The sequence below is a fragment of the Escherichia sp. MOD1-EC6842 genome, assembly GCF_002965705.1.
Lineage (GTDB): Bacteria > Pseudomonadota > Gammaproteobacteria > Enterobacterales > Enterobacteriaceae > Escherichia > Escherichia ruysiae.
On sequence record NZ_PTRF01000023.1, the window covers coordinates 18,635 to 43,255 of the forward strand.

Consider the following 24,621-nt stretch of genomic DNA (forward strand, 5'->3'; position numbering starts at 1 on the left):
TGAAAATTCGTTTTCGTCTGTTTTTGAGCATATTTGTAATTTATGTTCAAAAACACGACACGCATCACTAATTTGATCATTTGTGTCATTTAAATTGACCAAAGACGACAAAATTAAACAGGACAAGACAAATATGACCAAAATTGCATGCGTGGGTATCACAGTTCAGGACAGGATTTATTCTTTGCTCACTCTGCCGGATGGCGGCGGGAAATATCAGGCAAATCATTATCTTGAGATTGGTGGCGGCCCGGCAGCAACAGCCGCTGTTGCAATCGCAAAGCTTGGCGTGGAGGTTGATTTCATCGGTCGCGTCGGCGATGACAGTTGTGGAAATACCTTACTTGCAGAACTTGAGGGTTGGGGCGTCAATACCGCATTTTGCCGCCGATATCCTAACGCCCGTTCGTCGCAATCAGCGATCCTCGTTGATCAGCATGGCGAACGGATTATCGTTAATTATCCAAGTCCCGATCTCGGTACTGATGCCGAATGGTTAGAAGCGATCGATTTCTCTCGTTATGATCTGATTCTGGCCGATGTTCGCTGGCATAGCGGTACTGAAAAAGCATTCTCGCTAGCGCGCCTTGCGGGGGTGACAACGCTTTTAGACGCCGATATGACACCGCAGGATATTTCTCCACTTGTCGCGCTTGCCGATCACGCCGTGTTCTCAACACCAGGGCTGAAACGCATGACTGGCCTGCAGTCACCTGAAGAAGGTTTGTTCCAGGCAACGACACAAACAGCAGGTAAAGTGTATGTTACGCTGGGTTCTGAAGGATCGTTGTGGATTGAAGATGATCATTTGTGTCAACAGGAGGCATTTTCTGTCAATGTGGTTGATACCACTGGAGCAGGCGATGTTTTTCACGGCGCACTCGCGGTAGCGTTGGCAGAAAAAATGCCAACAAAAGAGGCTATTCGTTTTGCCAGTGCGGTTGCCGCGATGAAATGTACCCAGCCTGGCGGTCGGGCCGGCATTCCTAATCGTGAGCAAACCGAATCATTTTTGTCACTTTATGCGTAAAATGGTAAACATCTACCGAGGAGGGGCAAGGGAGTATTCATGAGTATCATCGAAGTGACAGGTAATCCACGCCATGACCAACTCGTTCATCTAATCGCAGAACGCGGTTATATGAATATTGAAGAACTGGCACAACTGCTGGATGTTTCAACGCAAACCGTGCGCCGGGATATCCGAAAACTCAGTGAGCAGGGGTTGATCACCCGTCATCATGGAGGGGCCGGGCGCGTCTCCAGCGTCATGAATACCGCTTTTGAGCAACGGGAACTTTCGCTCACCGCCGAGAAACGGGCGATCGCTGAGGCAGTCGCCGATTACCTTCCCGAACGCTGTACCGTCTTTATCACCATCGGTACAACCGTAGAAGCCGTTGCCAGGGCATTACTCAACCGTCGTGATTTACGCATTATCACTAACAGCCTACGTGTGGCACAGATTCTTTATAAGAATCAGGATATTGAAGTGATGGTGCCGGGAGGCACTTTACGCGCTCATAACGGCGGGATTATCGGCCCAGGAGCCGTGGATTTTATTGAAGGCTTCCGCGCAGATTATTTAATCACCAGTATAGGTGCCATTGAACATGACGGCACCCTACTGGAATTTGATGTCAATGAAGCGTTAGTCGCAAGAACGATGATTAAACATGCGCGGAATACATTGTTAGTGGCCGATCATACGAAGTTTGCCGCGTCTGCTGCCGTTTCAATTGGCAATGCACGGAATGTCAGGGCTTTTTTTACTGATGCCCCGCCTCCCAATTCTTTCTGCCAGTTGTTAAGTGAAGAGAATGTTGAACTGGTGGTTGCTGAGCAAGAAGTATCCTGAAATTGAAACTTCGGTTGATACGGTTTTCGTTGGCCGGATTAAGCACATCCGGTCATTAATTAAGCTTCAGCCGCCAGCATCTCTTTCTTACGTTGGCTAATACGCTTAACCAGCATTACGGAAACCACCGCACCACAGAATGCGAAGCAGGCCATAATGCCAAACACGATTTTGTAGCCAATAATCCCCGGATTTAAATCCAGAATGTAGCCATACAGACTGAAGCAGAACATCGCCGGGGCGTAACCAATAAAGCTACCCAACGCCATCGCCGCGCCTGTTTTATTTTCAGCAATTTTTGCTTCGCCGATAGGTGCAAAAAATACGGCTCGCTGTGTAAAGACTATCGCGCCAAAGCCTAATGTACATGCCATCCCTAAATAGACCGGCATACTTTCGTGCGGCAGCATAATCAACAGTACGAGCGCAGCGGTACTGATGATAAAGGTGTAGCATAGATATTTACTCGGCGATTTCAGGATCTTATCTGAAATCATGCCACCAATCGGTCCTCCAATCATTTTCAGACAATATTGGTTAATGATGCCGTAAGCCCCCACCAGCGCAACGGGCAATAGATAGATGTTTTTCAGGAATGGAATGAAGAATGTCAGGCCACAGTAAACCGCGTAAACGAAGAAGACGTTGAAAGCGATAAGCCAGATGGTTTTGTCTCTCAGCACCGAGGTCATACTGGTGTTTTGCGATGCTCCGTCTTCTTTTTTCACCTCAACGGACGGTGCCTCTTCTTTGTCATTCAGGACAAAGAAAATAATAATGCCTACGGCAATCACAATAAGGGAATAGAACCAGATGCCTGCTTTAAAACCCAATAAGCCACTGCCAAACCAGGTAAATACTGCCAACGCAGAAAATGCCACCACGGTATCGACAATGCCACGCCCTGTTTCGAAGAAGCCAAACAACCGACCTTGTTGTTCGCTATTGCCCAATCGACTTACCGACTTGAGCAAGACCGGCCAGTTCATCATGTCGCAAGTAACGCCAAATAGCGCCCAGACAAAGAGGATGCCCCAATACCCCGGCATTGTCGTCAAATAAACACCCAGTAATCCTGTCGCAATGAGTGAGAGTGACATGGTGTATCTGCGCGGTAGTTTATCGGCAAAATAAATAGACAGAAAAAAGCCCACTGTGGTGACAAATGAGTTTACCGACATAGCATTACCAATTTGACCATTGGTCAAATGGAAATATTCCTGCATCGGGATATAAAACGCATCTTTCAGCGACGGTAATTTATAAATTGTACCGCCACACAGTGTTAATAGACTAAATAACGCCCATTTCTTTTTCGTGAGCATAACATCCCCTAAGCGATTTTTAAAATCACTGTTTTAAAGGCAATAAGATACCGACCATTCGTATGGAATGGTTTTATTAACTGCGTATGAGTTAAAACTTATTAGTGGTTCAGAAGATGGTTTGCCTCTTGTTTGATTTGTTGTAGTACGTTACGCACATGATTTATCTGATTAATTGCATCTTCTTTTTCTTTACGTAACCGCGCATCCAGTAAATGATTTTCTGGTAGGGGTGTTTCACTCATCTGGCGATAAGGGATCCACGGATTATCATCTTCGTCTTCAAAGCGGAACGCCGGCGCATAATAATCAACCTCTTCTTCCAGGCCATATGCCGTCACCTGCGGCTCATCATCACCCAGGCAGATAAGGTGCGTTAATAACGCTTTGAAGGGCATATCCCCCTGACCTGAAATACAGGCTTTATGACCCAGGCCACCCTGTTCTTTAACGATCAAGGCATCTTTGATATGGACCTGGGTAATATGCGGTGCCATCGTTTTTAAAGCGTCGATGGGATGCTCATTTGCATTGATCATGTTCGCAAAATCAAACAGTAAGGAAAGAGACTCCATCTCACTTTCTTTGACCAGCGACACCAGCTCATGACTTTTTAAATCTTCATGCTGCTCGATCGTAAAAGTCAGGCCGCTGTCCTGATACGTTTCCCGTACATAGGCAATGTCGTTAGCGATAATCGATAATATGTCGCGCAAATTACCTTCATAACGCGGATAAAAACGTACGGAGGATGCCCCAGTTTTCAACGCGATGGCGACGGCTTCGTCAATAGATTTTTTATCTGAGGCACTGGTTTCAATATGAATATCAAGGTTCAGACGGCGGGCTTTATCCCCAAAGGCAGAGAGTTCTTTATCGTCCATATTACCAAGAGAAAAACGCTCGCCATCCAGAACATGGATTTTGACGCCACGTAGATTATTTTCACTTGCGATATCAAGTAAATCAGCAGGCAACACTCTTTCCAGCCGCATATTTAAATGAAAGGCATAAGCATGTAAATAAAGAGGAAGAGTGTCGACACGTTGTAGAATCTTTCTTGCGTTATTTATTGTCACCATAAAACACCTACAGATTAATGATGAGGTCTACGGCCTCAAATCGCCAATATTCAATATCTATCTGGACAATATTGCCTTGCTGGTCGGCGCGATGCTTTTCAATTAAGATCGCAGGCATACCCGCAGAACCGCCAAGATACTTGCTGATATCGCCCGGCATTCTGACGGGTTTGAAAATCAATTTTTTTACTACCGTCTCTTTTTGGTAGCACTTTTCCCAGACTGCAGAAAATGAGTGGTTTTCAAGTTGTTCAATAAAACCCGGAGCAACTTCAGGATTAATATATGTTTCGTGATAGAAAACTTTATGTCCTTCCAGCGCCCCCCAGCCGGTGATGCGATAGAGTTCAGTTGATGGCGTCACTGCAATCAGTGGCGCGAGCGTCTCGGGAATATCGCTGGTACGGTTTTTCTCGGTAAACCCCCAGGAAGGCTCTCGCCCTTGCTCAATTGCGGCCCGCTGAAAGCTCGCCGACAGCTCCGGACTGTAATTAAATCGCGGCTGGGTCACGAACCACCCCTTACGATCTTTACGGAAGATTTTGGATTCTGCCTCGAGGTTCAACAACGCCTGGCGCAGCGTCATACGTTTAATGCCCAGCAGTTCTCCCAGCTCTCTTTCTGAAGGGAGTTTTCCACCCGGTGTGGTGATGCCATCTTTCAACCACCGATCCAGTTTCTCTTTTGCATTTTCTACGGTGGATTGATTCTCCGCCATTGTTTAATCCTTTTGGTTTAAACCAGATGAAGCATCTTACGCTTACGCCAAAAAAGAAAGCAATTAACGGCGTATGACTTTGCAGATAATTGTGACAAAGCTCTCTATTGACGTAATCACAGACTTATAAGGGAGATACTCGCATTGGTGTGCGCTCACGACAGGTAAAAAAAAACCTGCCATCTCTGGCAGGTTTTTCACGACTAAAAAGAAAAATTAATCTTCTTTCGGGCCACGGTTCGCGCGGCGACGATCGTTTTCCGTCAGGTGACGTTTACGAATACGGATAGAGGTCGGAGTAACTTCTACCAGTTCGTCATCATCAATGAACTCCAGAGCTTGTTCCAGAGTCATGCGGATTGGTGGAACCAGAACAACGGCTTCGTCAGTACCGGAAGCACGCATGTTGGTCAGTTTCTTACCGGTCAGGCAGTTTACAGTCAGGTCGTTAGAACGGCTGTGAATACCGATGATCTGACCTTCGTAAACTTCTGCACCGTGACCGAGGAACAGCTTACCGCGATCCTGCAGACCGAACAGCGCGAACGCTACCGCTTTACCCTGACCGTTAGAGATCAGTACGCCGTTCTGACGCTGACCCACTTCGCCCGGACGCACATCGTCGTAGTGGCTGAAGGTGGAGTACAGCAGACCTGTACCAGAAGTCATGGTCATGAACTCAGAACGGAAGCCAATCAGACCACGGCTTGGGATCACGTAGTCAAGACGTACGCGGCCTTTACCGTCTGGATTCATGTTTTTCAGCTCGCCTTTACGCTCGCCCAGCGCCTGCATTACAGAACCCTGATGCTGTTCTTCAACATCCAGAGTCACGTTTTCGAACGGCTCTTGTTTACGACCGTCGATTTCACGGAAGATAACTTTCGGACGGGATACCGCCAGTTCGAAACCTTCACGACGCATGTTCTCGATAAGAACAGACAGGTGCAGTTCGCCACGACCAGAAACGCGGAACGCATCGGCGTCTTCGGTTTCTTCTACGCGCAGCGCAACGTTGTGTACCAGTTCTTTGTTCAGACGATCCAGGATCTGACGGGAAGTAACGAACTTACCTTCTTTACCGCAGAACGGCGAGGTGTTAACGCAGAAGAACATAGAAACGGTCGGCTCATCAACGGAGAGTGCCGGCAATGCTTCAACGTTTTGCGTGTCGCAAACGGTGTCAGAAATGTTCAGTTCGCCAAGGCCCGTGATCGCCACGATATCGCCAGCTTCCGCCAGATCAGTTTCGATACGCTCCAGACCGAGGTGGCCCAGCACTTTACCGACTTTCGCGTTACGGGTTTTGCCTTCGCTATCGATGATAGTAACCTGCTGGTTCGGCTTCACTTTACCGCGCTTGATGCGGCCAATGCCGATAACACCAACATAGCTGTTGTAATCGAGCTGAGAAATCTGCATCTGGAACGGACCGTCAAGGTCAACGTCCGGCGCAGGAACGTGGTCAACAATCGCCTGATACAGCGGGGTCATGTCTTCCGCCATATCTTCGTGATCCAGACCCGCGATGCCGTTCAGCGCAGAAGCGTAAACGATCGGGAAGTCCAGCTGCTCATCGGTCGCGTCGAGGTTAACGAACAGGTCGAATACCTGATCCACAACCCAGTCAGGACGCGCGCCAGGGCGGTCAACTTTGTTGATAACAACAATCGGCTTCAGGCCGTAAGCAAACGCTTTTTTGGTTACGAAGCGCGTTTGCGGCATCGGGCCGTCAAATGCGTCAACCACCAGCAGCACTGAGTCTACCATGGACATTACACGTTCAACTTCACCACCGAAGTCGGCGTGCCCCGGGGTATCAACGATGTTGATACGGTAATCATTCCATTTGATAGCGGTGTTTTTCGCGAGGATGGTAATCCCACGCTCTTTCTCCAAATCGTTGGAGTCCATCACGCGCTCTTGAGTTTCGGCACGAGAGTCGAACGTACCGGATTGTTGGAGCAGCTTGTCTACCAGGGTGGTTTTACCATGGTCTACGTGCGCGATGATGGCGATATTACGCAATTTTTCGATCACAACTTTGCCTCAGGCATTAGAAATAGCGCGTTATTGTACACGGATTAATCGCACTACAAAACAGGATCACAAACATCCTCCGCAAACAAGTATTGCAGAGTCCCTTTGTGATCGCTTTCACGGAGCATAAAAAGGGTTATCCAAAGGTCATTGCACCAATATGGTGCTTAATGTTTCCATTGAAGCACTATATTGGTGCAACATTCACATCATGGTGCAGCCCTTTTGCACGATGTTAAGCATGATAACGCCTTTTAGGGGCAATTTAAAAGTTGGCACAGATTTCGCTTTATCTTTTTTACGGCGACACGGCCAAAATAATTGCAGATTTCGTTACCACGACGACAATGACCAATCCAGGAGAGTTAAAGTATGTCCGCTGAACACGTACTGACGATGCTGAACGAGCACGAAGTGAAGTTTGTTGATTTGCGCTTCACCGATACCAAAGGTAAAGAACAGCACGTCACTATCCCTGCTCATCAGGTGAATGCTGAATTCTTCGAAGAAGGCAAAATGTTTGACGGCTCCTCGATTGGCGGCTGGAAAGGCATTAACGAATCCGACATGGTGCTGATGCCAGACGCATCCACCGCAGTGATTGACCCGTTCTTCGCCGACTCTACCCTGATTATCCGTTGCGATATCCTTGAACCTGGCACCCTGCAAGGCTATGACCGCGACCCGCGCTCCATCGCGAAGCGCGCCGAAGATTACCTGCGTTCCACTGGCATTGCCGACACCGTACTGTTCGGGCCAGAACCTGAATTCTTCCTGTTCGATGACATCCGTTTCGGATCATCTATCTCCGGTTCCCACGTTGCTATCGACGATATCGAAGGCGCATGGAACTCCTCCACCCAATACGAAGGTGGTAACAAAGGTCACCGTCCGGCAGTGAAAGGCGGTTACTTCCCGGTTCCACCGGTAGACTCTGCTCAGGATATTCGTTCTGAAATGTGTCTGGTGATGGAACAGATGGGTCTGGTGGTTGAAGCGCATCACCACGAAGTAGCGACAGCTGGTCAGAACGAAGTGGCTACCCGCTTCAATACCATGACCAAAAAAGCTGACGAAATTCAGATCTACAAATATGTTGTGCACAACGTGGCGCACCGCTTCGGTAAAACCGCGACCTTTATGCCGAAACCGATGTTCGGTGATAACGGCTCCGGTATGCACTGCCACATGTCGCTGTCTAAAAACGGCGTTAACCTGTTCGCAGGCGATAAATATGCAGGTCTGTCTGAGCAGGCGCTGTACTACATTGGCGGCGTAATCAAACACGCTAAAGCGATTAACGCCCTGGCAAACCCGACCACCAACTCTTATAAGCGTCTGGTCCCGGGCTACGAAGCACCGGTAATGCTGGCTTACTCTGCACGTAACCGTTCTGCGTCTATCCGTATTCCGGTGGTTTCTTCTCCGAAAGCACGTCGTATCGAAGTACGTTTCCCGGACCCGGCGGCTAACCCGTACCTGTGCTTTGCTGCCCTGCTGATGGCCGGTCTTGATGGTATCAAGAACAAGATCCATCCGGGCGAAGCGATGGACAAAAACCTGTATGACCTGCCGCCAGAAGAAGCGAAAGAGATCCCACAGGTTGCAGGCTCTCTGGAAGAAGCACTGAACGAACTGGATCTGGATCGCGAGTTCCTGAAAGCCGGTGGCGTGTTCACTGATGAAGCAATCGATGCGTACATCGCCCTGCGTCGCGAAGAAGATGACCGCGTGCGTATGACTCCGCATCCGGTAGAGTTTGAACTGTACTACAGCGTCTAATAGTTGAAGTTGTACTACCCGGCGCGAACAACGCCGGGATTTAGTTGCCGTGGAAACTTTCAGCCCATCTCTGCATGGGCTTTTTTCTCCGTCAATTCTCTGATGCTTCGCGCTTTTTATCCGTAAAAAGCTATAATGCACTAAAATGGTGCAACCTGTTCAGGAGACTGCTTTATGGCAACAGGCACGCAGCCCGATGCTGGGCAGATCCTCAACTCGCTGATTAACAGTATTTTGTTAATCGATGACAACCTGGCGATCCATTACGCCAACCCCGCCGCGCAACAACTGCTCGCCCAAAGCTCCCGCAAATTGTTCGGTACGCCGTTACCGGAACTGTTGAGCTACTTCTCATTAAATATCGAGCTGATGCAAGAAAGTCTGGAGGCGGGGCAAGGTTTTACCGATAACGAAGTGACGCTGGTCATCGACGGGCGTTCGCATATCCTTTCTGTGACGGCCCAGCGTATGCCGGACGGCATGATCCTGTTGGAGATGGCCCCGATGGATAACCAGCGCCGCTTAAGTCAGGAACAGCTACAGCACGCCCAGCAGGTAGCTGCCCGTGATTTAGTGCGCGGCCTGGCACATGAGATTAAAAATCCGCTTGGCGGTTTACGTGGCGCGGCGCAGCTGCTCAGCAAAGCATTACCTGACCCGTCACTACTCGAATATACCAAAGTGATTATCGAGCAGGCGGACCGGCTGCGTAATCTGGTCGACCGTCTGTTGGGGCCGCAGCTGCCCGGTACGCGCGTTACCGAAAGTATTCACAAAGTGGCTGAACGCGTGGTGACGCTGGTGTCGATGGAACTGCCTGATAACGTGCGGTTGATTCGTGATTACGACCCCAGCCTGCCGGAACTGGCGCACGATCCGGATCAAATTGAACAGGTATTACTGAATATTGTGCGTAATGCGCTACAGGCGCTGGGGCCGGAAGGCGGCGAAATTATTCTGCGTACCCGCACGGCTTTCCAACTGACCTTGCACGGTGAGCGTTATCGGCTGGCAGCGCGGATCGATGTGGAAGATAACGGGCCGGGTATCCCGCCTCACTTACAGGATACGCTGTTTTACCCGATGGTCAGCGGTCGCGAAGGCGGCACCGGGCTTGGCTTATCCATTGCCCGTAATTTGATTGATCAGCATTCAGGCAAAATTGAATTTACCAGTTGGCCAGGTCATACCGAGTTCTCGGTTTACCTGCCTATCAGGAAATAAAGGTGACGTTTATGCAACGAGGGATAGTCTGGGTAGTCGATGACGATAGTTCCATCCGTTGGGTGCTTGAACGTGCGCTCGCTGGGGCGGGTTTAACCTGTACGACGTTTGAGAACGGCGCGGAGGTGCTGGAGGCACTGGCGAGTAAAACGCCGGATGTACTGCTTTCAGACATCCGTATGCCCGGAATGGACGGACTGGCGTTGCTCAAGCAAATTAAACAACGCCATCCAATGCTTCCGGTCATCATTATGACCGCGCACTCGGATCTGGATGCCGCTGTCAGCGCCTATCAACAAGGGGCGTTTGATTATCTGCCCAAACCGTTTGATATCGACGAAGCCGTGGCGCTGGTTGAGCGCGCCATCAGCCATTATCAGGAACAGCAGCAGCCGCGTAATATTCAGCTTAACGGCCCGACGACCGATATCATCGGCGAAGCGCCAGCCATGCAGGACGTGTTCCGTATTATCGGTCGGCTTTCGCGTTCTTCCATTAGTGTGCTGATTAACGGCGAGTCCGGCACCGGTAAAGAGCTGGTCGCTCATGCCCTGCATCGCCACAGTCCGCGTGCCAAAGCGCCGTTTATCGCGCTGAATATGGCGGCTATCCCAAAAGATTTGATCGAATCAGAACTGTTCGGTCACGAGAAAGGCGCGTTTACTGGCGCGAATACTATTCGCCAGGGGCGTTTTGAACAGGCCGATGGCGGCACGTTATTTCTCGACGAAATTGGCGATATGCCGCTGGATGTGCAGACGCGTTTGCTGCGCGTGCTGGCAGACGGTCAGTTTTATCGCGTTGGCGGCTATGCGCCGGTGAAAGTGGATGTGCGTATTATTGCCGCGACTCACCAGAACCTGGAACTGCGCGTGCAGGAAGGCAAGTTCCGTGAGGATCTTTTCCACCGCCTGAACGTTATCCGCGTTCATCTGCCGCCACTGCGTGAGCGTCGGGAAGATATTCCCCGCCTGGCACGCCATTTTTTACAGGTTGCCGCGCGCGAACTGGGCGTAGAAGCGAAGTTGTTGCATCCGGAAACCGAAGCCGCCTTGACGCGTCTGGCGTGGCCGGGGAACGTGCGCCAACTGGAAAACACCTGCCGCTGGTTAACGGTGATGGCCGCCGGACAGGAAGTGTTGATTCAGGATTTGCCCGGCGAACTGTTTGAATCTACGGTTCCGGAAAGTCCTTCCACTATGCAACCGGACAGTTGGGCAACGTTGTTAGCGCAATGGGCAGATCGGGCGCTGCGTTCCGGTCATCAAAACCTGCTTTCTGAAGCGCAGCCAGAGCTGGAGCGGACGTTACTAACTACTGCTTTGCGACATACGCAGGGGCATAAACAAGAAGCAGCGCGACTGCTTGGTTGGGGACGTAACACCCTGACACGTAAGTTAAAAGAGTTGGGGATGGAGTGATTCACGGCTGGTGTGTAAAGATTGATTATTGAGCGCAAATTGCTGTTATTTTGCGCTTTACTGTTCTGATAAGTTCAGTATGATCTTGCCCGGAATACGGGGGAAGTCATTATGCTGGAATCAATAATTAATCTGGTATCGAGTGGCGCAGTTGATAGCCACACACCGCAAACTGCCGTTGCGGCCATCCTGTGTGTCGCGATGATTGGGCTGTTTAGCTGAAGCTCGTTATAGACTGCTGAGTAGCCAATGCGAGCCTGATTGTCTCCCTGGAAGGCAAGAGGGCCAGAGTGAGGGTCATTGTTCGCATCGATGCCGGCATGTTCCCCTCACCCTAACCCTCTCCCCAATGGGGCGAGGGGACAGTTCGCATTCTTTTGTGAGGTTTGTCATCAATCTCATGGCGCTTCGTTTATCATCCTTATAAACGAAGCGCCATTCACTATTTAAATCACCCGTGAGAACTGCTGCATCCGCGCTTTCTGGCGCAGATAAGTATCAAAGCACATGCATATGTTGCGGATCAGCAAGCGGCCTTTTGCCGTCACCTGAATCCCCTTCTCATTGACATCCACCAGCCCATCTTTTGCTAACGGGGCGAGAAGCTTGAGATCTTCCGCAAAGTAATCAGCGAAGTGCAAATCCCACTGTTGTTCAACGGGGGCGTAATCCAGACGGAAATTGCAGATAAGAGACTTAATCACATCGCGGCGAATACAGTCATCGCGCGTTAACGCAATACCGCGCCACAGCGCATTACCCTGTTCATCCACCTGCTGATAGTACTGCTTCAACTCTTTCTGGTTTTGCGCGTAGCAGTCGCCAATCATGCTGATGGCTGAAACGCCCATCCCCAGCAGGTCGGTATCCCCCTGAGTGGTGTAGCCCTGGAAATTACGATGTAGCACGCCTTCACGCTGAGCCACAGCCAGCTCGTCATCCGGGCGGGCAAAGTGATCCATACCAATAAACTGATAACCCGATTGCGTCAGGAAAGCGATGGTTTCCTGCAGGATATCGAGTTTCTGCTGCGGACTCGGCAGGTCAGTATCTTTGATTTTACGCTGAGCAGCAAAAATGGTCGGCAGATGCGCGTAGTTAAAGACGCTCAGACGATCGGGGTTCAGCTCCGCCACGCGTTTCAGGGTAAAGGCGAAACTCTCCGGCGTCTGTTTCGGCAGGCCGTAAATCAGGTCAATGTTGGTGGAGGTAAAGCCAATCTCACGCGCATGGTTAAGCAGCGCAAAGATGAATTCTTCATCCTGCTCGCGATTGACCAGACGCTGTACTTCTTTGTTGAAGTCCTGCACGCCCATGCTCAGGCGATTAAATCCTTCGGAACGTAAATGATCGAGTACATCCAGTTCGATTTCACGCGGATCGACTTCGATCGAGATTTCCGCGTCGGCATTAAACTGGAAGTTTTCCCGCAGCAGCTTCATCAGGCGGCTGATTTGCGCTTTATTCAGGTACGTCGGCGTACCGCCACCCCAGTGCAACTGACTAACGTGACGCCCGGCAAACAGCGGTGCACGATGAACGATTTCTTGCTCCAGCGCGTCCAGATACTGATCGGCCTTGTGCTGCTGGCGTGTGACAATCTTATTGCAACCACAGAAGTAGCAAAGCTTGTGGCAGAACGGAATATGAACGTAGAGAGATAATGGACGCTCAGGGTAGCGCGCCACGGCTTGTAAAAACGCCTGTTCGCCGAAGTCTTCTGAAAACTCCAGCGCGGTCGGGTACGAGGTGTATCGTGGCCCGGAATAGTTATATTTCTGGATCAGGGCCAGATCCCAGTCGATTTGCTGTACAGACATACTCACTCCTTCCGATGGCGTCTCTGGCGGCTACGGCGTACCGGCGGATGCCCGTTTCGGGTCATCAGCCAGTTGCGCAGCCACTTTTGTCGCCGCGACAACCGCCGTAGTTTAACGAATAACCACACCAGATAACATATAACCGGAAGGGTTATCAGCAGAACGGGAAGGCCCACGGTGGCAATCCGTTAGTTGCCCCGCAGCAGACGCATCATGTCTTCTTGCTTCTCGTCTTCTTCCTCTTCTTCATCGTCGTCATAAGAGAGGCCGAGTTTCTGCATCAACTCATCAATACGATCCAGTTTGGCATCAACCCAGGATTGCTCTTCGGCGCTCAGGGTTTCGCCTGCTTCCAGACGTTCCAGCAGCGCATCCAGACGCTCATCCGTTTCCAGTAACTCCAACTCCGCCTGCGGTGAAAGCATAGGTTTCTCACTCTTCGGTTTGTGCTGTTTGGTGACTTTTTCAGTCACGCCCAATGGAATAGGGGTTTTACTACCAATGCGTGGATCTTTCGGTGCGTTCTGGCCTTTGTTGCCTGATGTCGTTTTACCGCCCGCTGCGCGGCTGCCCGGCGCATGACCACGACGTTTTTTCTGGCGCTTGCGGTCACGAGCTTCCTGATCCAGCTCCTCGCGTGTTTTTCTACGCGCTTTTGCGTGACCTTTGCTGCGTGAGTTTGAAGATGATGGTTTCATAATGATTCGTCTTTTTGCCGTTTTATTCAGTATAGATTTGCGGCGGAATCTAACAGAAAGCAAGCAAAGAAAAAAGGCGACAGATTACTCTGTCGCCTTTTTTCCTGACTCATAACCCTTAACGGGTCTTACAATCCTTGCAGGCCGCCAACACACCCTGTTTTTCCATTAGCCAGAACATTCCGTGTTGATTCCATTTCCGTTTAATTACGTCTCCGGACGTTTGTCTTCCTGACAATCCTCTGTCTTCGCCTCCTGGCGCTCCTGACCCTCATCCTGAGTCATCTTCCTGTTAGCGTCCTCGCTCTATGGGTGCTACTTTACGCTTCTGCGCTAAACAAACAATAAACTATCATCAGTATTTTCTCATTTTCAGATTATTGTATAAAACTAATCACATGATTTATTTGACCTATTTGACATGCATCGCAGAATTTTCTCTTCGATTTCGCATAAAGATGATCGGCAATGTCTCACAAAGTATGTGGCTTTTACTTACACCATGCCCCCCGAAAAATCCGTCTTTTATTGTGGTTCAGGTATAATCGCTGAAAAGCTTTGACTGACGGAGACGACCGCTTTGACTAATTTGAATTATCAACAGACGCATTTTGTGATGAGTGCGCCTGATATTCGCCACTTACCTTCCGATACCGGAATCGAAGTGGCTTTTGCAGGCCGTTCCAACGCAGGTAAATCCAGCGCGCTGAACACGCTGACTAACCAGAAAAGCCTGGCTCGTACCTCGAAAACACCAGGGCGCACCCAGCTTATCAACCTGTTTGAAGTGGCTGATGGCAAGCGTCTGGTTGACTTGCCTGGCTACGGTTATGCGGAAGTCCCGGAAGAGATGAAGCGCAAATGGCAACGCGCGCTCGGCGAATACCTCGAAAAACGTCAGAGCCTGCAAGGTCTGGTGGTGCTGATGGATATTCGCCATCCGCTGAAAGATCTCGATCAGCAGATGATTGAGTGGGCGGTGGACAGTAATATCGCCGTGTTGGTGCTACTGACCAAAGCGGACAAACTGGCGAGCGGTGCACGTAAAGCGCAATTGAATATGGTGCGTGAAGCGGTGCTGGCATTTAATGGTGATGTGCAGGTAGAGACCTTCTCTTCGCTGAAGAAACAAGGCGTGGATAAGCTGCGTCAGAAGCTGGATACCTGGTTTAGCGAAATGCAGCCCATCGAAGAGAATCAGGACGGCGAATAATTTTTCTTTCCCCGGTGCCGGATGTAGCTTAAATGCTTTGTCTGGCCAGGGACTTCAAAATATTGCGACTCACGCCGTAAGCCTGATAAGCGTTATGCGCCAGGCAATTCAGATCTTTTCTCTCGCCCAATAAAAAACGCCCCAGTCATTACTGACTGGGGCGGCTAAAAAATTCAGCCAAATCCGATTACGTGAAGTAAAAGGTCTGAAAGATAGAACATCTTACCTCTGTACCCTACGCGAATAACTTTACTCTTTTTTGTTCAGTTCAGAAAGCATTTTTTGTAATTTTTTTTCAGTTGTTGCATAGGAATTTCTAATAGCCATCACAAAACGTGACAGCTTATGTTGCTTACTTACGAAAAAAAGGCTTATTCAGGCGAATCTTAGTGCGCCTGATCCCAGTTTTCACCGCTTCCGACTTCCACCAGCAACGGCACATCCAGACGGGTACAGTTTTCCATCAATTGATGGATTTTCTTTGATACCACATCGAGATCATCTTTATGAACTTCAAATACCAGTTCATCGTGTACCTGCATGATCATACGAACGCGCGGTTGCTCGGCCTGTAACCATGCATCGACGGCAATCATCGCCCGTTTGATGATGTCGGCTGCAGTTCCCTGCATCGGCGCGTTAATTGCTGCACGTTCAGCCGCAGCACGACGCGCACCGTTGCTGGACTTGATATCCGGCAAATAGAGACGGCGTCCGTCCAGCGTTTCAACGTAGCCCTGCTCTTTCGCCTGAGCACGGGTGCGTTCCATATACTCCAGCACGCCAGGGTAGCGTTCGAAGTAAAGATCCATGTACTTCTGCGCTTCTTTGCGCGGAATGTTCAACTGGCGTGCCAGACCGAAAGCACTCATGCCGTAAATCAGACCAAAGTTGATTGCTTTCGCGCTACGGCGTTGCTCGCTGGTGACGGTTTCCAGTGGCAAACCAAACACTTCCGCCGCCGTTGCCCGGTGGATATCTTTTCCTTCCGCGAATGCGGTCAGCAAGCCTTTGTCACGCGAGAGATGCGCCATAATGCGCAGTTCAATCTGCGAGTAGTCCGCTGAGACAATCACATAATCCTCTGGCGCAATAAACGCCTGGCGGATACGACGACCCTCTTCGTTACGCACCGGAATGTTTTGCAGGTTAGGGTCGGTTGACGATAAACGTCCCGTTGCGGTTACTGCCTGGTGATAAGAGGTATGCACACGCCCGGTTTTCGGGTTGATCATCAACGGCAGCTTGTCGGTATAAGTTGATTTCAGCTTCGCCAGACCACGATACTCCAGAATCACTTTTGGCAACGGATAGTCCAGCGCCAGTTCTTCCAGTACCTCTTCCGACGTTGACGGCGCACCACCCGGCGTTTTCTTCAGCGGTTTAATGCCCTGTTTTTCAAAAAGAATAGTTTGCAACTGCTTGGTCGAAGAAAGATTAAATTCTTCACCCGCAATTTCATGCGCTTTCTTTTCCAGCTCCGCCAGGCGCAGAGTGAGCTCTTCAGAATGATTGTGCAGCACTTTCGGGTCGATCTTCACACCGTTGCGTTCGATGCGTGAAAGCACCGGCACCAGCGGCATTTCGATGTTTTCGAAGACGTTCAACGGCCCTTTGTGTTTCTGCAGATCCGGCCACATTTTCAGATGCAATTGTAAGGTGACGTCTGCATCTTCGGCGGCGTAGCGACCGGCCTCTTCCAGGGCAATCTGGTTAAAGGTCAGTTGATTTTTGCCTTTACCGGCAATCTCTTCAAAAGTGATAGTTTTGTGCTTCAACCAACGTTCCGCGAGGCTGTCCATATCGTGACGCCCGGCAACGCTATTGAGAATGTAGGACTCCAGCATGGTATCAAACGCAATCCCACGCAGTTCAATGCCGTAGTTCGCCAGAATACCGCGATCGTATTTCAGGTTTTGCCCGACCTTCAGCGCCTTTTCATCTTCCAGTAGCGGTTTCAACAGTTCGAGCGCGCTCGCGCGGGAGATCTGATCCGGTGCATCAAGGTAATCATGAGCAACCGGAATATAGGCCGCAACGCCAGGCTCGATAGCGAAAGACAACCCCACCAGGTTGGCAGAGATGTTATCGAGGCTGTCAGTTTCGGTATCAAATGCAAATACCGGCGCTTTTTCCAGCTTCGTAATCCATTCTTTCAGCGTATCTTCATCAAGGATAGTGACGTAGTTATCGTAAGAAATCACCGTTGCCACCACTTCTGGCGTTTCGTCGACAACAAGCGTTTCCTGCGGCTTCGCGGCAGGTTTAGCCCCTTTGGCCTGTAACCATTTGCCCGCCTCTACATCAGCAGTCCAGCGTTTGAACTCATACTTTTTGAACAGCCCCAACAACTCTTCAGCCGCCGGTTGCTGCACTTCCAGTTGTTCACAGGTCAGTTCCAGCTCAACATCGGTTTTAATCGTCGCCAGCTGGTAAGAGAGATAAGCCACTTCTTTGTTTTGCTCTAGCTTCGCCGCCATTGTTTTCGCGCCACGGAAGCTTAGGCCAGCAATTTTTTCCGGCTCGGCATACAGCGTATCCAGCCCGCCAAGCCCCTGCAGCAGTGCCTGCGCAGTTTTTTCACCCACGCCCGGTACGCCTGGGATGTTATCGGAGGAGTCGCCCATCAGAGCCAGGAAGTCAATGATCAGTTCTGGCGGTACGCCGTACTTATTCACCACCTCTTCCGGGCCGAGGATGGTGTTTGTCATGGTATTGATAAGCGTAATATTTGGCGTCACCAACTGCGCCATATCTTTGTCGCCAGTGCTGATCAGCACCGGACGCCCGGCTTTTTCGGCTTCGCGCGCCAGAGTGCCGATAACGTCGTCCGCTTCTACGCCAGAAACCGCCAACAGCGGCAGTCCCATCGCTTTAACCATCGCGTGCAGAGGTTCTATTTGTGCTCGCAAATCGTCCGGCATTGGCGGGCGATGTGATTTGTAATGTTCAAACAGTTCATCACGAAAGGTTTTTCCCTTGGCGTCAAAGACCACCGCTGCATGTGTCGGTTTATATTGCATAATTAGACTACGCAGCATGTTGAGGACACCGTACATCGCACCGGTCGGCTCGCCTGCGCTGTTGGTCAGCGGCGGAAACGCGTGATATGCGCGATAAAGATAAGATGAACCATCTACAAGGATAAGTGGATTTTGGGGGATCTGAACCATAATGTCCGTGCCTGTTTATCAGATTATGGGTAAAGGATGCCACAGACAGGATGAAAACATGAGTTTTTCACCGCTTTTCGTGAAAATCTTTTGTAGATCTTCTGGATCGCTCGCAAATCGTCATGTGGATAACTTTGTGCATAAATTATTTACATCGCTTTTAATTTATTATCATGCTTTTTACAGCATGATGTTTATCTTTGTTTTTCATGAGCTTAAAAATAAATCCAGCCCTAACAATTGAAATAATAGGATTTCTTCTAATGTGGATAGATATAAATTATTTTTCTACTTTAGGATCATCCGTTATTTGGGGGGTTTTCTGCTAAAATCTGCGCCTTGCGCGTCTTTGGCGCACTGTCTATGGCTAACTTTTTGAATAAATTAATTATGACGAGAATACTCGCTACGATAACCCTTTTGCTGAGTATCGTATTGACCATTTTGGTTACCATTTTTTGTTCCGTCCCGATCATCATTGCCGGGATCGTAAAACTATTGTTACCTGTGCCAATGATATGGCGAAAAGTTTCACGTTTTTGTGATTTTATGATGTATTGCTGGTGCGAAGGGCTGGCGCTATTACTGCACCTTAATCCACATTTGCGATGGGAAGTTCACGGGCTGGAAGGGTTAAGTAAAAAGAACTGGTATCTGCTAATTTGTAATCACCGTAGCTGGGCAGATATTGTCGTACTGTGCGTGTTGTTTCGTAAGCACATTCCGATGAATAAATATTTCCTTAAACAGCAACTGGCCTGGGTGCCTTTTCTTGGCCTGGCATGTTGGGCGCTGGATATGCCGTTTATGAAGCGTTATTCCCGCGCTTATTTGTTACGTCATCCGGAGCGACGCGGTAAAGATGTAGAAACTACTCGTCGTTCCTGCGAAAAATTTCGCCTGCATCCTACCACTATTGTAAATTTTGTTGAGGGTTCCCGCTTCACTGAAGAGAAACACCAGCAAACCCACTCAACATTTCAAAATCTTCTGCCACCAAAAGCTGCCGGTATTGCGATGGCGCTGAATGTATTAGGTAAACAATTCGATAAATTGCTCAACGTTACGCTGTGTTATCCGGATAATCACCGTCAACCATTCTTCGATATGCTAAGTGGTAAACTGACCAGGATTGTCGTGCATGTGGATTTACAGCCTATTGCTGAAGAATTGCATGGCGACTATATCAGTGACAAAAGCTTTAAACGCCATTTTCAGCAATGGCTGAACTCACTGTGGCATGAAAAAGACAGGCTTCTGACGTCATTGATGTCATCGCAGCGCCAGGATAAGTAGTTTTTCTCGCCTCTGAATTAGCAGAGGCGAGATATTATATTAATGTGCAAAACGTCCGGCACGAGACATAAATTCTTCTTCGCTCATCTCCTGCCCGTTAAAAACAACTTTACCCGGTGTATAACGCAACTGCAGCGAGGCGGTATTGTTGTCAATCGTGATTAACTGAAACATCTGACCTAATGTCATCATCCCGCTGATTTGTTTATCAGCCTGCTTTTGCGCTTTTTCCGCATCCATTCCTTCAGATAAATTAAGCTGTTTTGCGGTTTCTGTGACGACATTAAGCGGTAACTTCACATCAAAATTGAGTGATTTAATATCTTTGTTTGTGGATGATGAAGATTTGGCTGGGTCGGCAATACTGATATCCAGATTGGCATTTAGTTCGCCGAGTGCGTTCTTCCATCTTACCGGTTGTTTAATGGTCGGCTCACTTTTTTGTAATAACGGTAAATACTCTTTGAACAATGCAGCATTCACTTCTTGCAGAGCTGCTTTATCGTTTGCTAGCTCAGGGTGTGCAGTAAGCTGCTTTTGCATCGCAATGTTATACAGGATGATAAATTGGCGCACCGCTGAGGGATCAATAGATTCAGCAATCAATGACCACTCACCACTACCGAGTTGCTGATTCCCTTTTGTTAACTTATCAAGTTCGTAGGTCAGATTGACATTGATATAATCTTTGTCTTTTACGCGATCCAGCCTGGTTTTTGCAACGAAAGCATCGATTTGGGCAACGTCTTCTCCGCGATTGATAATGTTAATCTGATTAAATTTCGACTCGCTTTCACCCACCGGAAATTTCTTTTCTTCTAATCGCGTCAGAGAATTAATGGTAAAACTCTTCGCCGTTACTTTGCTTATTGGCGATAATTTCAGGACAATATCTTCGACGTTGCCTTCAATATCCAGGTTAGACAATGAACTATCATCACCATTAAAAGTAAACTGGCCTTCACCAAAGGAAAACTCTCCATACTCTGCAGGGGCAACATCTAATGTCGTGGAAAATGAGCCACCAAACGCGAATCGCAATTTCGCTTCAACGGGCGATTTATTTTTCGCGGCGATAAATAGCGGTTGTGTCAGTTCATTATTCACTAAGTTCACTTTTGCCGCTGCCAGTGCGGGGATGACATTACCACGCATTAACATTGTGATGGGTAACGGACCGTGCTCAATATCTACATCAAATGCAACTTTCTCGCCTGGTTTGATATTGAGATCGGGTGCACCGTTATCAAATATAATTTGCATCTGAAAATGGGAATTAAAAAAACCTTTTTCAAAATTTTTATAACTTAATGTCATCGCGTAGGCATGTTCACCTTTCTTTTTAGCATCGTTAAAATCTTTAATAAACTTTTCGACACCTGGCTGAATTTGCGTACCTGTGTACCATGTGCCACCACCCCAGATAACGGCTAACGCAACAATGACACCTGTAGCTGACTTACGTATCATATAAATATTCCCTGATAAAACAGCAAAACTTTGAATATCCACTTATACTGAAATAATGTCCAGTAACAGGACGTATTATCAGAATGTATTTATATTTATTAAATAATAAAAAAAGCCCGTGAATATTCACGGGCCTTATGTAATTTACAATGAATTATTTTTTCTCAGACAGATATTTCACAGTATCAGCATACTGCTGAACAAAAACATCCATATTGCTGGTATCCATACCCTGCGGATTCAGCTGATATTTACCGTTAACAAACATCGCCGGAACGCCACGCAATTGCATGTCGGCTGCGGCTTTTTCCTGCTGAGCGACCAGAGATTTCACCACGAAGCTGTTCCACGCTGCGTCGTACTCTTCACTTTTAATACCTGCGTTGATAAACACATCGCGGATATCAGATGCAGAACGAATGGTCTGGGTTTTCTGTACGCCTTCAAACAGCGGAACAGTGACTTTGTCTTCCACGCCCAGCGCCATTGCCACTGCCCATGCCTGAGTCAGTTCTTTGCCCAGATCCCCGCCCATGAAGTTAACGTGGTATTTAGTCATCTTCACGCCTTCCGGCAGTTTTTTCTTCACGTTATCAGAAATATGCAGAACTTCTTCAAACTGATAGCAGTGCGGACAGAAGAAAGAGAAAAACTCCAGCACTTGCGGCGCGCCAGCAACCGGTTTTTCCAGGGTGGTGTACTGCTTACCATCTTCATACTGCGCCGCCGATGCGCTAAACGCTAAAACTAAACCAGCCAGCGCCAGCCAAATCTTTTTCATGATCTACTCTCTCCGATTAATACATAGGTGTTAATTGCAAAGGGGGTTCTTGTAGAACTTTTGCCTGTTCTATAAAAGTCGCCGTCTGTCGCAGCCAGTAATCTTCCCCGGTTAACCACGGGAAATTTTTCGGGAACGCGGGATCAGCCCAACGCCGCATTAGCCAGGCAAGATAATAAACCAAACGCATGGCGCGTAAAGGTTCAATCAGTCCGATTTCAGCGGTATCGAACTCGCTAAACTCTTCATAAGCTTCAATAATAGTTTCCAGTTGCATCCGCTGCTCGGCTTTATCACCATTCAGCAACATCCACAAATCCTGAATAGCCGGACCATTACGTGCATCATCCAGATCGACAAACATCGGACCATCGCGCCAGAGAATGTTCCCGGCATGGCAGTCACCATGTAGCCGCAGAACGGTGAAATCTTCCCGCCAGTGTGCTGTAACAGCGGCGATCAGCTCGTCCGTCGCTTTCAGAAATGCCGCTTTCAACCCGGAAGGGATCAGTGTAGCGTCCTCAAACAGCTTGCGTGGCTCAATAAGATACTCATTCAGGCCGATAGTCGGGCGATGGATAAAAAGCTGTTTGCGCCCCGTCTGGTGCATACGCCCCAGATAACGGCCAACCGCTTCCATCTGATCGATATTATCAGCTTCGAACTGGCGACCACCGACGCTTGAGAAAACGGCGAAATAAAATCCCTGATGATTCAATAAAGTCTGACCATTAAAGGCCACAGGTGCTGCGACCGGCACTTCATCGTTTACCAGCTGCAACGCAAATTGATGTTCTTCAAGAATTTGATCCGCTGTCCAGCGTTCAGGACGATAAAATTTAACGACAAAGCGTCGGCGATCTTCGTCCTGAAATTGATAGACACGGTTTTCATAGCTGTTAAGCGGGGTGAGCCCGGAATCCACCCGGATCCCTTGCTCAAACAGAGCGTCCATGATGGTATCCGGGTGTAGTGTCTGGAAAGTAAAAGCGTTGTTGTTCATCCCATCATCCGGAAAACATTACGAATGATGAAGGATATCATTTCACGATGATTTTGGTCGCGCCGCTTACAAGCTTTTACTCTTTAATTACGCCGCGTGCGCGTAACAGCGCCGTTTTGAAGTCTTCTTCATAATCTTTCTGCAAACCAGGGATCACCGCATCTTTCGCGGAATCACGCATTTTCAGGTGATAGATCAGAATGTCATCCGTCAAATCCGCCAGTTCGCCGTCAAAACCTGACTCTTTCGCCAGTTTCTGCAAAAATTGCAACAAGTTAAGGTCTGGCTCTTTTTGCCAGGCTGGCTGGAGGAGTTCAATAACTTCATTCAGACGTTTACATTTCATAGTGATGCTCCTTACTCTTGAGACAGACACGTTAGCAGGGTCAATCCCACAATAAAAGAGGCGATATCGGTGAATCTGATGACGACGATAACAGGCGTTGTGCTGGCAGGCGGTAAAGCCAGACGAATGGGCGGCGTAGATAAAGGATTGCTTGAATTAAACGGCAAACCATTATGGCAACATGTCGCTGACGCGCTTATGGCGCAGCTCTCTCACGTCGTGGTTAATGCTAATCGTCATCAGGAAATCTATCAGGCAAGCGGTCTGAAAGTGATTGAAGATTCACTGGCGGATTACCCAGGCCCTCTGGCAGGAATGCTTTCAGTAATGCAGCAGGAAGCGGGTGAGTGGTTTTTGTTTTGCCCGTGCGATACGCCTTACATTCCCCATGATTTAGCCGCCCGGCTTAATCATCAGCGCAAAGATGCGCCTGTCGTGTGGGTCCACGACGGTGAACGCGATCACCCGACTATTGCTCTGGTAAACCGCGCAATTGAGCCTTTATTACTAGAATATCTGCAAACAGGAGAACGCCGGGTAATGGCATTTATGCGTCTGGCTGGCGGTCATGCGGTTGATTTCAGCGATCATAAAGATGCATTTGTTAACGTGAATACGCCAGAGGAGCTTGCCCGATGGCAGGAAAAACGATGATACCGTTACTCGCCTTTGCCGCGTGGAGTGGCACTGGAAAAACTACGCTGCTGAAAAAACTGATCCCGGCATTATGCGCCCGAGGGATCCGTCCGGGGCTGATTAAGCATACGCATCATGATATGGATGTTGATAAGCCAGGCAAAGATAGCTATGAGCTGCGCAAGGTTGGCGCGGCACAAACCATCGTTGCCAGCCAGCAACGATGGGCCTTGATGACGGAAACACCAGACGAAGAAGAGCTGGATCTACAGTTTCTCGCAAGTCGAATGGATACCTCAAAGCTGGATTTGATTCTGGTCGAAGGGTTTAAGCATGAAGAGATCGCAAAGATTGTGCTGTTTCGCGATGGGGCCGGACATCGACCGGAAGAATTAGTGATAGACAGGCATGTTATTGCTGTAGCCAGTGATGTGCCGCTTAATCTTGATGTCGCATTACTGGATATTAATGATGTTGAGGGGCTGGCTGATTTTGTGGTGGAGTGGATGCAAAAGCAGAACGGATAAGCAAGAGTAGGCTGGATAAGACGCGCCAGCGTCGCATCCGGCATTTTTTTTGCACCAACGCAAAAAGGCCATCCTTACGGATGGCCTTTCGCTAAATTTGATGCCTGGCAGTTCCCTACTCTCGCATGGGGAGACCCCACACTACCATCGGCGCTACGGCGTTTCACTTCTGAGTTCGGCATGGGGTCAGGTGGGACCACCGCGCTAC

Annotated in this window: 22 protein-coding genes, 1 rRNA gene and 1 pseudogene; 10 read left to right on the plus strand and 14 right to left on the minus strand. The window is 49.0% G+C overall.

The annotated features are described in order from the left end of the window. Nucleotides 1-133: 133 nt before the first annotated feature. Entirely contained in the window at nucleotides 134-1,030 is an 897-nt protein-coding gene (locus tag A7Z29_RS20405; protein WP_010348279.1) for a sugar kinase, read from the plus strand. A gap of 39 nt (nucleotides 1,031-1,069) precedes the next feature. Beyond that, a complete protein-coding gene (locus tag A7Z29_RS20410; RefSeq protein WP_000022286.1) occupies nucleotides 1,070-1,858 on the plus strand; it encodes a DeoR/GlpR family DNA-binding transcription regulator in 789 nt (262 codons plus the stop codon). Nucleotides 1,859-1,917: 59 nt separating this feature from the next. On the opposite strand, the gene A7Z29_RS20415 is transcribed toward A7Z29_RS20410, so the two are convergent. The 4 genes from A7Z29_RS20415 to typA form a co-directional block, all read right to left on the minus strand. Then, on the minus strand, nucleotides 1,918-3,183 hold the full coding sequence (locus tag A7Z29_RS20415; protein ID WP_000956336.1) for an MFS transporter: 1,266 nt from the start codon (nucleotides 3,181-3,183) through the stop codon (nucleotides 1,918-1,920). A 101-nt stretch (nucleotides 3,184-3,284) separates the two neighbouring features. Further along, nucleotides 3,285-4,265 (minus strand): sugar phosphate isomerase/epimerase family protein, encoded by a 981-nt coding sequence (locus A7Z29_RS20420; RefSeq protein WP_105290740.1) that lies wholly within the window; start codon nucleotides 4,263-4,265, stop codon nucleotides 3,285-3,287. Nucleotides 4,266-4,272: 7 nt separating this feature from the next. Further along, on the minus strand, nucleotides 4,273-4,983 hold the full coding sequence (locus A7Z29_RS20425; protein WP_000829798.1) for a GntR family transcriptional regulator: 711 nt from the start codon (nucleotides 4,981-4,983) through the stop codon (nucleotides 4,273-4,275). 216 nt (nucleotides 4,984-5,199) lie between these two features. Then, nucleotides 5,200-7,023, minus strand: a complete 1,824-nt coding sequence (gene typA / locus A7Z29_RS20430) for a ribosome-dependent GTPase TypA (RefSeq protein WP_000570663.1) — start codon at nucleotides 7,021-7,023, stop codon at nucleotides 5,200-5,202. A 372-nt stretch (nucleotides 7,024-7,395) separates the two neighbouring features. Here typA and glnA point away from each other — a divergent pair, with 372 nt between their 5' ends. From glnA to A7Z29_RS20455, 4 genes are all read left to right on the plus strand, one after another. Continuing rightward, nucleotides 7,396-8,805 carry a glutamate--ammonia ligase gene (gene glnA, locus A7Z29_RS20440; protein WP_001271717.1) on the plus strand — a complete coding sequence of 470 codons (1,410 nt, stop codon included), beginning with the start codon at nucleotides 7,396-7,398 and terminating at the stop codon, nucleotides 8,803-8,805. Between the two features lie 174 nt (nucleotides 8,806-8,979). Further along, the gene (gene glnL / locus A7Z29_RS20445) at nucleotides 8,980-10,029 is read left to right on the plus strand and encodes a nitrogen regulation protein NR(II) (protein ID WP_000190577.1); all 1,050 of its coding nucleotides are present in this window, start codon (nucleotides 8,980-8,982) and stop codon (nucleotides 10,027-10,029) included. Between the two features lie 11 nt (nucleotides 10,030-10,040). After that, complete coding sequence (glnG, locus tag A7Z29_RS20450; protein WP_024165243.1) at nucleotides 10,041-11,450, plus strand: nitrogen regulation protein NR(I); 1,410 nt, start codon at nucleotides 10,041-10,043, stop codon at nucleotides 11,448-11,450. A 111-nt stretch (nucleotides 11,451-11,561) separates the two neighbouring features. Continuing rightward, complete coding sequence (locus A7Z29_RS20455; protein ID WP_000893993.1) at nucleotides 11,562-11,672, plus strand: YshB family small membrane protein; 111 nt, start codon at nucleotides 11,562-11,564, stop codon at nucleotides 11,670-11,672. 224 nt (nucleotides 11,673-11,896) lie between these two features. Here A7Z29_RS20455 and hemN read toward each other — a convergent pair whose 3' ends face one another. The 3 genes and pseudogenes from hemN to A7Z29_RS20470 all read right to left on the minus strand — a co-directional run bounded on the left by hemN (nucleotide 11,897) and on the right by A7Z29_RS20470 (nucleotide 14,314). Continuing rightward, a complete protein-coding gene (gene hemN / locus A7Z29_RS20460; RefSeq protein WP_032227015.1) occupies nucleotides 11,897-13,270 on the minus strand; it encodes an oxygen-independent coproporphyrinogen III oxidase in 1,374 nt (457 codons plus the stop codon). A gap of 188 nt (nucleotides 13,271-13,458) precedes the next feature. Beyond that, on the minus strand, nucleotides 13,459-13,968 hold the full coding sequence (yihI, locus tag A7Z29_RS20465) for a Der GTPase-activating protein YihI (RefSeq protein WP_032227017.1): 510 nt from the start codon (nucleotides 13,966-13,968) through the stop codon (nucleotides 13,459-13,461). 118 nt (nucleotides 13,969-14,086) lie between these two features. Next, nucleotides 14,087-14,314, minus strand: a pseudogene (locus A7Z29_RS20470) (hypothetical protein). Between the two features lie 234 nt (nucleotides 14,315-14,548). Between A7Z29_RS20470 and yihA the strand changes: the two are divergent. Then, nucleotides 14,549-15,181, plus strand: coding sequence for a ribosome biogenesis GTP-binding protein YihA/YsxC (gene yihA / locus A7Z29_RS20475; RefSeq protein WP_000183347.1), 633 nt, complete (start codon nucleotides 14,549-14,551; stop codon nucleotides 15,179-15,181). Nucleotides 15,182-15,354: 173 nt separating this feature from the next. On the opposite strand, the gene A7Z29_RS24105 is transcribed toward yihA, so the two are convergent. After that, a complete protein-coding gene (locus tag A7Z29_RS24105) occupies nucleotides 15,355-15,402 on the minus strand; it encodes a spot 42 RNA, inhibition of DNA synthesis (RefSeq protein WP_071892919.1) in 48 nt (15 codons plus the stop codon). A 165-nt stretch (nucleotides 15,403-15,567) separates the two neighbouring features. Then, nucleotides 15,568-18,354 (minus strand): DNA polymerase I, encoded by a 2,787-nt coding sequence (gene polA / locus A7Z29_RS20480; protein ID WP_105290741.1) that lies wholly within the window; start codon nucleotides 18,352-18,354, stop codon nucleotides 15,568-15,570. 363 nt (nucleotides 18,355-18,717) lie between these two features. On the opposite strand from polA, the gene A7Z29_RS20490 reads away from it, so the two are divergent. Further along, nucleotides 18,718-19,650, plus strand: coding sequence for an acyltransferase (locus A7Z29_RS20490; protein ID WP_010348272.1), 933 nt, complete (start codon nucleotides 18,718-18,720; stop codon nucleotides 19,648-19,650). Between the two features lie 39 nt (nucleotides 19,651-19,689). Here A7Z29_RS20490 and A7Z29_RS20495 read toward each other — a convergent pair whose 3' ends face one another. From A7Z29_RS20495 to A7Z29_RS20510, 4 genes are all read right to left on the minus strand, one after another. Then, nucleotides 19,690-21,120: a DUF945 family protein gene (locus A7Z29_RS20495; RefSeq protein ID WP_105290742.1), complete on the minus strand. Its 1,431-nt coding sequence runs from the start codon at nucleotides 21,118-21,120 to the stop codon at nucleotides 19,690-19,692. A gap of 154 nt (nucleotides 21,121-21,274) precedes the next feature. Beyond that, a complete protein-coding gene (gene dsbA, locus A7Z29_RS20500) occupies nucleotides 21,275-21,901 on the minus strand; it encodes a thiol:disulfide interchange protein DsbA (RefSeq protein WP_000725346.1) in 627 nt (208 codons plus the stop codon). Between the two features lie 16 nt (nucleotides 21,902-21,917). Then, nucleotides 21,918-22,904, minus strand: a complete 987-nt coding sequence (gene srkA, locus A7Z29_RS20505; RefSeq protein ID WP_105290743.1) for a stress response kinase SrkA — start codon at nucleotides 22,902-22,904, stop codon at nucleotides 21,918-21,920. 76 nt (nucleotides 22,905-22,980) lie between these two features. Further along, nucleotides 22,981-23,250, minus strand: coding sequence for a YihD family protein (locus tag A7Z29_RS20510; protein ID WP_001295263.1), 270 nt, complete (start codon nucleotides 23,248-23,250; stop codon nucleotides 22,981-22,983). A gap of 69 nt (nucleotides 23,251-23,319) precedes the next feature. On the opposite strand from A7Z29_RS20510, the gene mobA reads away from it, so the two are divergent. Continuing rightward, nucleotides 23,320-23,904 (plus strand): molybdenum cofactor guanylyltransferase MobA, encoded by a 585-nt coding sequence (gene mobA / locus A7Z29_RS20515; RefSeq protein WP_105290744.1) that lies wholly within the window; start codon nucleotides 23,320-23,322, stop codon nucleotides 23,902-23,904. Further along, nucleotides 23,886-24,413, plus strand: coding sequence for a molybdopterin-guanine dinucleotide biosynthesis protein MobB (gene mobB / locus A7Z29_RS20520; RefSeq protein WP_105290745.1), 528 nt, complete (start codon nucleotides 23,886-23,888; stop codon nucleotides 24,411-24,413). The genes mobA and mobB overlap by 19 nt, the downstream gene beginning before the upstream one ends. A 102-nt stretch (nucleotides 24,414-24,515) precedes the next feature. Here mobB and rrf read toward each other — a convergent pair. Then, nucleotides 24,516-24,621, minus strand: a 5S ribosomal RNA gene (gene rrf, locus A7Z29_RS20530); the annotation flags it as partial.

Excerpts from the sequence above, each read along its gene's own strand:
- A7Z29_RS20405 (WP_010348279.1), top strand. The coding sequence starts at position 134 with ATGACCAAAATTGCATGCGTGGGTATCACAGTTCAGGACAGGATTTAT.
- A7Z29_RS20410 (WP_000022286.1), top strand. The coding sequence starts at position 1,070 with ATGAGTATCATCGAAGTGACAGGTAATCCACGCCATGACCAACTCGTT.
- A7Z29_RS20415 (WP_000956336.1), bottom strand. The coding sequence starts at position 3,183 with ATGCTCACGAAAAAGAAATGGGCGTTATTTAGTCTATTAACACTGTGT.
- A7Z29_RS20420 (WP_105290740.1), bottom strand. The coding sequence starts at position 4,265 with ATGGTGACAATAAATAACGCAAGAAAGATTCTACAACGTGTCGACACT.
- A7Z29_RS20425 (WP_000829798.1), bottom strand. The coding sequence starts at position 4,983 with ATGGCGGAGAATCAATCCACCGTAGAAAATGCAAAAGAGAAACTGGAT.
- glnA (WP_001271717.1), top strand. The coding sequence starts at position 7,396 with ATGTCCGCTGAACACGTACTGACGATGCTGAACGAGCACGAAGTGAAG.
- glnL (WP_000190577.1), top strand. The coding sequence starts at position 8,980 with ATGGCAACAGGCACGCAGCCCGATGCTGGGCAGATCCTCAACTCGCTG.
- glnG (WP_024165243.1), top strand. The coding sequence starts at position 10,041 with ATGCAACGAGGGATAGTCTGGGTAGTCGATGACGATAGTTCCATCCGT.
- A7Z29_RS20455 (WP_000893993.1), top strand. The coding sequence starts at position 11,562 with ATGCTGGAATCAATAATTAATCTGGTATCGAGTGGCGCAGTTGATAGC.
- hemN (WP_032227015.1), bottom strand. The coding sequence starts at position 13,270 with ATGTCTGTACAGCAAATCGACTGGGATCTGGCCCTGATCCAGAAATAT.
- yihI (WP_032227017.1), bottom strand. The coding sequence starts at position 13,968 with ATGAAACCATCATCTTCAAACTCACGCAGCAAAGGTCACGCAAAAGCG.
- polA (WP_105290741.1), bottom strand. The coding sequence starts at position 18,354 with ATGGTTCAGATCCCCCAAAATCCACTTATCCTTGTAGATGGTTCATCT.
- A7Z29_RS20490 (WP_010348272.1), top strand. The coding sequence starts at position 18,718 with ATGGCTAACTTTTTGAATAAATTAATTATGACGAGAATACTCGCTACG.
- A7Z29_RS20495 (WP_105290742.1), bottom strand. The coding sequence starts at position 21,120 with ATGATACGTAAGTCAGCTACAGGTGTCATTGTTGCGTTAGCCGTTATC.
- dsbA (WP_000725346.1), bottom strand. The coding sequence starts at position 21,901 with ATGAAAAAGATTTGGCTGGCGCTGGCTGGTTTAGTTTTAGCGTTTAGC.
- srkA (WP_105290743.1), bottom strand. The coding sequence starts at position 22,904 with ATGAACAACAACGCTTTTACTTTCCAGACACTACACCCGGATACCATC.
- A7Z29_RS20510 (WP_001295263.1), bottom strand. The coding sequence starts at position 23,250 with ATGAAATGTAAACGTCTGAATGAAGTTATTGAACTCCTCCAGCCAGCC.
- mobB (WP_105290745.1), top strand. The coding sequence starts at position 23,886 with ATGGCAGGAAAAACGATGATACCGTTACTCGCCTTTGCCGCGTGGAGT.